Below are 6,661 nucleotides of genomic sequence, written 5' to 3'. Positions count from 1 at the left end.
TGGGTCAAGCCCGATGGCGGGTGCCGCCGCGGCGTCGCCATCTTCCGTTTCTGCCACAGGCAGTGTTTCGCGCAGCAATACGGCAACATGAACACCGTTTATGCGTGTCATCGGGCTGTTTTCCGACGTCACGGTCCGGCTCACCTCGTAATTGCGCAAGGTGCTGTCTGATGATCGCAGGCGCGGCTGCCCCGGCCCAGTGTTCCTGTCGACTGGTGCGTATATTTCTGCGACGGTGTTCGCGCCGGCTTCGGCGTTTGCGTCCGCCTCGGCAGGCGCCGGCCCGTCAGCTGCGCCCGCAGGCTGTTCCAGTTCCGGTCGTGGCGGAGGAGTATTTCCAACAGTGCCCGGAATACCCTGCGACGCTTCTGCGACCTCCTCTTCCACCGCTAGCTGCTCACTCAAAAGGGCCGATTGATCGGGGATCACCATGTCTTCGGTGCGCTCGGTGCGGGTAAAGTCGATATCAAGCGAAACCTGTGCGGAAACATTCCCCGGCCCCACAATTGGTGTCAGCAAGCTTTCGATACGCGTGCGGTAAATGTTTTCCAGACGCAGCTGATATTCGAGCTGCCGATCAGCCAGATCAGTCGCGGGGTCATTGACGGTGTCAGACAAAAGCTGCCCGTTTTGGTTAACGACTGTCACGCTGGTCTTTGGCAGGTTTGCAACAGAGGACGACACAAGATTAACGATCGCCATCACTTGCTGCTCGCTCAAGCTGCGACCGGGCATGACCTGCACGAAAACCGAGGCAGTCGGATTTTGGGCATTCCGCGCAAAGGCGGAACGCTCTGGTATTGCCAGATGCACGCGAGACGCTGACACAACATCAATCTCGTTGATGGACCGTGCGAGTTCAACCTCCTGGCTTTGCTTCAGGCGCATACTCTCGACTGAACGGCTGGTTCCCATCGGCATATCGGTCAATACGCTGTAGCCATCTGGCATTGATTGGGGCAAACCCTGCGCGGCCAATGACATGCGCGAGTTATAGAATTCGCCGGTCGGCACAGTGATATCGCCTGTGACCGGATCAATTTGCACATCGGTGCCGTTATTGCGCAGCGCGTCCATCACTGCTGCTTTCTCAGCCTCGGGGAGCGCCGCGAAAAGCGTCGTGCGCTGCGGGGCCTGCAAGATGAGATATAAAATGAGGCCAAGAACAACAAGCAAAGCCGCAGCAATAACAGGAAAAGCGCGCTGCACGGCCGGCTGCATGTAAAACGTCCGCAGCTCCCCCATAGCATAGGAGGTCCGTTGCATCACCCCGGTACGCGAGGATGCCGTGCTCAAATTGGTCGAGCTATCGGTCATGTCTTGATCTCATTAAGCACTGAATTTCCTATACCAGACAATACCTTAGACAGGCATGTTCATAATGTCCTTGTAGGCGCTAAGCGCTTTGTTTCTGACGTTCAACGCCATTTGGAAGCTCAGAGAAGACACCTGTTGGGCCACCATCACCTTGGTCAGATCAGTTTCCTTGCCGGTTTCATAATCTTTGACCAGCTGCGCAGCGTCGTTTTGCGATCGTGCAACGTTATCAAGGCTGTCGCTCATAAGATCAGCAAAGCTTGAGGCATCATTCGACCGGCCTACCATGCCACCGCCGGCAGCCCTTTCTGCCATATCTGCAGCCCGATTCAGGGCGGCATTCACGGTTGTCGATGAGACATTACTGATCTGTTCCAAGGCTTTCATTTCACACTCCTGTGGCGCGCGGTCAATTTACTGCCTGCGCCGTTGCTGTCTGAGATTGAATATCCATGATCGAAGACTGGTCGATCATGATGGCATCGGCCGTGATCACTGGACCGTCTTTTAGAACCAACGCGCGCTGGATCACATTTTCCAGCTCGCGGACATTGCCGGGCCAATGATGCGCCATGAGCAGATCAAGCGCATCGGGTGACAGCAATGGTGCTTCTGTCACATCTTTGACATGTCGCATGACCAATTCATACGCAATCGCGCCGATATCTTCGGGTCGCTCGCGCAGGGCCTGCGTTTGGATGGGGAACACATTGAGGCGGTAGAATAAATCCTCGCGAAACCGGCCCATACGACATTCATCGCTCATGTTCCTGTTTGTCGTCGCAAAGATCCGCACGTCTACCTTGATCGCCTTTGTGCCGCCAACCGGCGTGACGGTCAGCTCCTGGATCGCCCGCAAAAGCTTGGCCTGAAGCTGCAGCGACATTTCCGAAATCTCGTCCAGCAAAAGCGTACCGCCATCCGCCGCCCTAATCACACCGACATTGGATGTCGACGCACCGGTGAAAGCACCCTTTTCATGGCCAAACATCATCGCTTCCAGCATGTTATCAGGGATTGCTGCACAATTGATCGCGATAAATTCCTTATCTTTGCGGGCAGATTGGTGGTGCATGAAGCGTGCCATCACCTCTTTGCCGCTGCCACTAGGGCCGTTGATAAAGACGCTGACGTCAGATTTTGCAACGCGTCTAGCCAGGTCATACAACCGACGAGACCCATCAGACCTTACCAGCGCGCGCCCCGTGCCGTGCAATAGCGTGACAATGAACTGCCTTGCATCATCCCGCGCCATATCTTTCGGCAGTGACAGGTTCACGATCCGACCACCCAAGGATGTCGTAATGCCATAGGCAGAAGCGCGGGTGTCTGCGATCAGGACAGACTTGGCCCCGACTGATTTTGCAAGCTCGATAACCCCCGGTTGACCACCCAGTTCGGCAGATCTTTGCGCCGACAGGATCAAAAAGTCGGTGCTGCATTTACCGTCATGATCACAGCCCATGACCGACACAGCATCAACCTCATGCAAAATGAGATACTCCAATATTTCGGAGCCCAGGTCGAAAGCGACCTGATCAATAACTGCCCTGTGTGCGATCTTCATCATGCAATGAGAAAGGCAAGCGCCATGCCAACCCTGACCAGCCGTTGAGATTCAACATGATATTATTTATTATTTTCCGCCGGCTGTTGCGCGGCCATCATTATCTGATGTTTGCGCCTACGGTTTAGCCGCCACATGCCCGTGCAGATCACCCCACAACCGGATTTCAGGCGGCGAAACCTGTAATTCGTCTGATAAGGTCCCATTTGCCAAGCCGTCGAAAGAGACAAAACTTAGGCACTGAATGTTTCAGTTGCTGGATTATAGTTTGAGCCAGCGTCAACATGGTTGTGCATACGCTCGGTTTCTTGCTAGTACAGAAGTCAACAAATATTACCAGTAAATGAACGTGACAAGAAACGTATCGGCATAAACAGGCGGTAACAGGACATGATGATATCTGGATCATCTGAACCGATTAAAACACTCTTGGCTGATATAAAAAATGCTGCGCCGTACAATGTAAATGTGCTTGTGGTTGGCCCAACCGGTTGCGGCAAAGAGCTTGTCGTGCAAACGCTTCACAAATTGTCAGGCCGCAAGGGAAAACTTGTCAGTGTGAACTGCGCCGCCATTCCCCGCGACTTGTTAGAAGCCGAGCTGTTCGGTCATGAAAAAGGTTCATTCACCGGTGCAGCGACGCGGAGGATCGGAAGATTCGAGGAAGCCGCCGGCGGCACCCTATTTCTGGACGAGATCGGTGACATGCCGCTTGAGCTTCAGAGCAAGCTTTTGCGGGCAATCGAGGCCCGCGCCGTAAGCCGCATCGGTTCGAATAGCGAACAGTCCATCGACTTTCGGTTGGTATGCGCCACGCATCAGAATATCGGACACAAAGTCGACAAAGGTGAGTTTCGCCAAGACTTGATGTATCGGATCTCGGTGGTCATGCTGCAAGTCCCGTCATTACAAGACCGCATAAGTGACCTTCCTGAATTAGCGCGCTCGATTTCGCACGGGCTTGAAACTGACGGCTCTGGGCTCGTCCCGCCCAAAGTCAGCAATGATGGTCTGGCAGAGATGATGGCCTATTCCTGGCCCGGCAATATTCGTGAGTTGCGGAATTTTCTACAGCGCGCTGCAGTTTTATCAACAGACGTTCCTATTGATAAAAACGTAGTGCGAAGACTTCTTCACCTTCCACAGGATCGATTAGCAGAACAAACGGCCCTTTGGACGGCAATCGACCATATGCCAGATGATGACGAATTCATAATTTCAGATTCTGTCACGGCTTCTTTTGAAAATGCAGATCAGTCGATGATTAGGATGCTGAACGGTGATGATCAGTTCGATCTGCAGGGTCATCTGAGTGCACAGGAAGCAAAGTTCATCGAATTAGCGCTGGAGCTTTCCAACTATAATACAGCAAAAGCCGCTAAGCGACTTTCGCTCAAACGTACGACGCTTATTGCGAAAATGCGGAAATATGGCATTTCATCTGACCTGCCCTCAGAAAATTCCTACAACCTGACCTAAGATATGCAGCGTTCTTGCAATAGCTCCAGCGATTGGTGAGATCGGTTGGTCATTTCTCGAACAATCACTCGCGGCTTGCAGCTTTATAGGATTGGAATGCTCCATGAAAGGTCGGATATGAACTTGCGATCTTGCCCGTCAGCATCCAGATAACCGTCAGGGGTCAGCGTCAGGCTGTCCTGCAAAGCGAGGATAAGCGTCACTGGTCGCGGCGGTATATGTTGCAAGCAATTCAAAACCAGATTGAATTGCGCAACAGATATAGAAGCCCGCGCCAGCATTACAGGTCGGTTCCTTTCGATCTCGACAACGCCGATGGCACCAACTTTATCTACGTCGGTGGGCTTCAATGTCAGGACCATATTGCCCCGTGCGATGTTCATAAGACTGCAGTTGGCTATAAGAGCAGGAATAGCGTCATGCCCGATCAGAGTAACCTCGGCCGATTGAACGGAAACCTGGATGACGTTAATTATCTCTTTCATGCAATGATAACCGTTCCACGCATATCACGCGCCCCCCATCCCTTCGGCAAAGTCCCGAAGGAGTGGTTGCATTTTCTTGAATGCCATTGATTTAAGTTGCGAAACGCGGCCTGGCGTTACCTCAAGTATGGCAGCAATTTCGTATATATTCAGCTCTTCTACATAATAGAGCTGCAGGACCAGAGCTTCTCGTTGGGGCAAAGATTTAAGTGCAACCAACAACGCATCTTTCAACCTGCCACGGTCCAAAAGCTGCTCTGCTGGCGGCTCTTCTGCGGAAAACCACATGGAATATTCGTCATACTCGTCCTGAAGCGAATTCTGGTAACTGCTGTTCAGGCTTTGCTCCCAAGCACTTAATTCGCCGATAGTCATTGATACGGCCTCGGCCAGTTCCATACGCGTCGGAGCCCGGCCGAGTTTCTGAGACAGCTCGGCCTGTGCAAATTTGACGACCTTGGTTGTCGCAATCGTCTTGCGGCCAAGATTGGAATTCTTTCGAAGGTAATCGTAAATCGCGCCTCGCACGCGCAACACCGCATAATTTTCGAAAGACACGCCCTCGCGCCGAGTATAGCGTTGCGCTGCTTCGATTAAGCCAATCAAGCCAACCTGCAAAAGGTCATCGAACTCGACAATCGAACGTACCCGGGAATGAATATGGTGCGACACGCGCCGGACCAAAGCCTCATGCTCTCTGACAAGTTTCTCGACATTCAACTTGGCCGATGGATACTCCTGCATGCGCCACTGTTACCTACGGAGCGGGGCTATGAAACGTAACAGCGTCCGGTCCGGTATAGCCCGCGTCCTCTGCGAACAGCGCGGCAAGAATAGAGTCGATCTTTGGATAAATGCGTGCCTTCATCACATCGCGGTCAATCGACCTGCCATGGACCGAGCTTGCGTTGATTTCGCTCATCTTTGGCATGTAGCCAGCATAAACCAATTTTACGGGCAGAAAGCTCAAGACAGTCCGCTCAAAGTTATCGAAGATCATTTTTGCTTGCTCGGCTGATTTAGCCATGTTCACGACAGCCGAAAAGGACGTTACATTCTTTTCGAAATATGCGTTCTTGATCAGAGCATATGCATCTACAAAACTTGTCGCTTGGCCTAATAGGACGACCATGGTGTGGTCGGCAACTGACACAGTGTTCATGACACCTGTTCCCGACCCAGCCGGTACGTCAACAATTATATAGGCAAAATCATGCGCGGTGGTTTTGAGCCCGTGCAGCAAATCTTTCAGTCGCTCAGCATCGCTTTCCACCAAGACGTTCGCTGCGGTACGACCTGGCAGCAATGACAAGCCATTTGGCAATTTTTGGACAGCTTCGCGCCAATCGCAACGACCCTCGAGAACATCAATTAAATCGACCGTCGGCCGTGTGTTCAGCAAAACATGGGAGTTTGCCATCAACAGATCAGAATCGACAAGAAGCGTAGGCCCATAACCATCCTGCAGCCGTGTAGACATATTAACGGCTAACGATGATTTACCGACGCCGCCTTTTCCACTCGCAACAGAAATGATCGTAGGCATGACACCAGACTCCCTTTGGAACACATATGCACAAACAAGGCCAAGTTAACAATCTGTCATTAAACACACAGAAGCAATAAAAAGCGGCCAGAGATCAGGCGCTCCAATGTCGATTTCTACCGCTATCGATATGGACAAAATTACTATAAGTACCAACGCCTCCACGACATATTGCATTGGCGGTGGCGCCAAGTTGGCGCTGTGAAACTTTTGGCAAGGCAAAATCAATAGCCCTGCCTTCCATGTGAAGCGAGTTGATGGCAACAT

At 52.2% G+C, this 6,661-nt stretch carries 8 protein-coding genes; 1 reads left to right on the top strand and 7 read right to left on the bottom strand.

Going from position 1 to position 6,661, the window contains the following annotated elements; all coding sequences use genetic code 11:
• The 3 genes from fliF to ACFDSS_RS12810 form a co-directional block, all read right to left on the bottom strand.
• A partial coding sequence (fliF, locus tag ACFDSS_RS12820; protein WP_375256122.1) for a flagellar basal-body MS-ring/collar protein FliF occupies positions 1-1,317 on the bottom strand: 1,317 nt, incomplete at its 3' end.
• A 45-nt stretch (positions 1,318-1,362) separates the two neighbouring features.
• Entirely contained in the window at positions 1,363-1,704 is a 342-nt protein-coding gene (gene fliE, locus ACFDSS_RS12815) for a flagellar hook-basal body complex protein FliE (RefSeq protein ID WP_213394333.1), read from the bottom strand.
• Between the two features lie 22 nt (positions 1,705-1,726).
• Positions 1,727-2,884 (bottom strand): sigma 54-interacting transcriptional regulator, encoded by a 1,158-nt coding sequence (locus tag ACFDSS_RS12810; protein ID WP_375256121.1) that lies wholly within the window; start codon positions 2,882-2,884, stop codon positions 1,727-1,729.
• Positions 2,885-3,277: 393 nt separating this feature from the next.
• On the opposite strand from ACFDSS_RS12810, the gene ACFDSS_RS12805 reads away from it, so the two are divergent.
• Positions 3,278-4,363, top strand: a complete 1,086-nt coding sequence (locus tag ACFDSS_RS12805; RefSeq protein ID WP_375256120.1) for a sigma 54-interacting transcriptional regulator — start codon at positions 3,278-3,280, stop codon at positions 4,361-4,363.
• Positions 4,364-4,446: 83 nt separating this feature from the next.
• Here ACFDSS_RS12805 and ACFDSS_RS12800 read toward each other — a convergent pair whose 3' ends face one another.
• From ACFDSS_RS12800 to ACFDSS_RS12785, 4 genes are all read right to left on the bottom strand, one after another.
• On the bottom strand, positions 4,447-4,848 hold the full coding sequence (locus ACFDSS_RS12800; RefSeq protein ID WP_213394331.1) for a hypothetical protein: 402 nt from the start codon (positions 4,846-4,848) through the stop codon (positions 4,447-4,449).
• 24 nt (positions 4,849-4,872) lie between these two features.
• Entirely contained in the window at positions 4,873-5,592 is a 720-nt protein-coding gene (locus tag ACFDSS_RS12795) for a sigma-70 family RNA polymerase sigma factor (RefSeq protein ID WP_213394330.1), read from the bottom strand.
• A gap of 13 nt (positions 5,593-5,605) precedes the next feature.
• Complete coding sequence (locus ACFDSS_RS12790) at positions 5,606-6,394, bottom strand: AAA family ATPase (protein WP_375256119.1); 789 nt, start codon at positions 6,392-6,394, stop codon at positions 5,606-5,608.
• 94 nt (positions 6,395-6,488) lie between these two features.
• Complete coding sequence (locus ACFDSS_RS12785) at positions 6,489-6,653, bottom strand: YcbK family protein (protein WP_375256123.1); 165 nt, start codon at positions 6,651-6,653, stop codon at positions 6,489-6,491.
• Positions 6,654-6,661 lie beyond the last annotated feature (8 nt).

The organism is Yoonia sp., assembly GCF_042093035.1.
Classification (GTDB): Bacteria; Pseudomonadota; Alphaproteobacteria; order Rhodobacterales; family Rhodobacteraceae; genus Yoonia.
This window is presented reverse-complemented; position numbering and strand designations above follow the sequence as displayed.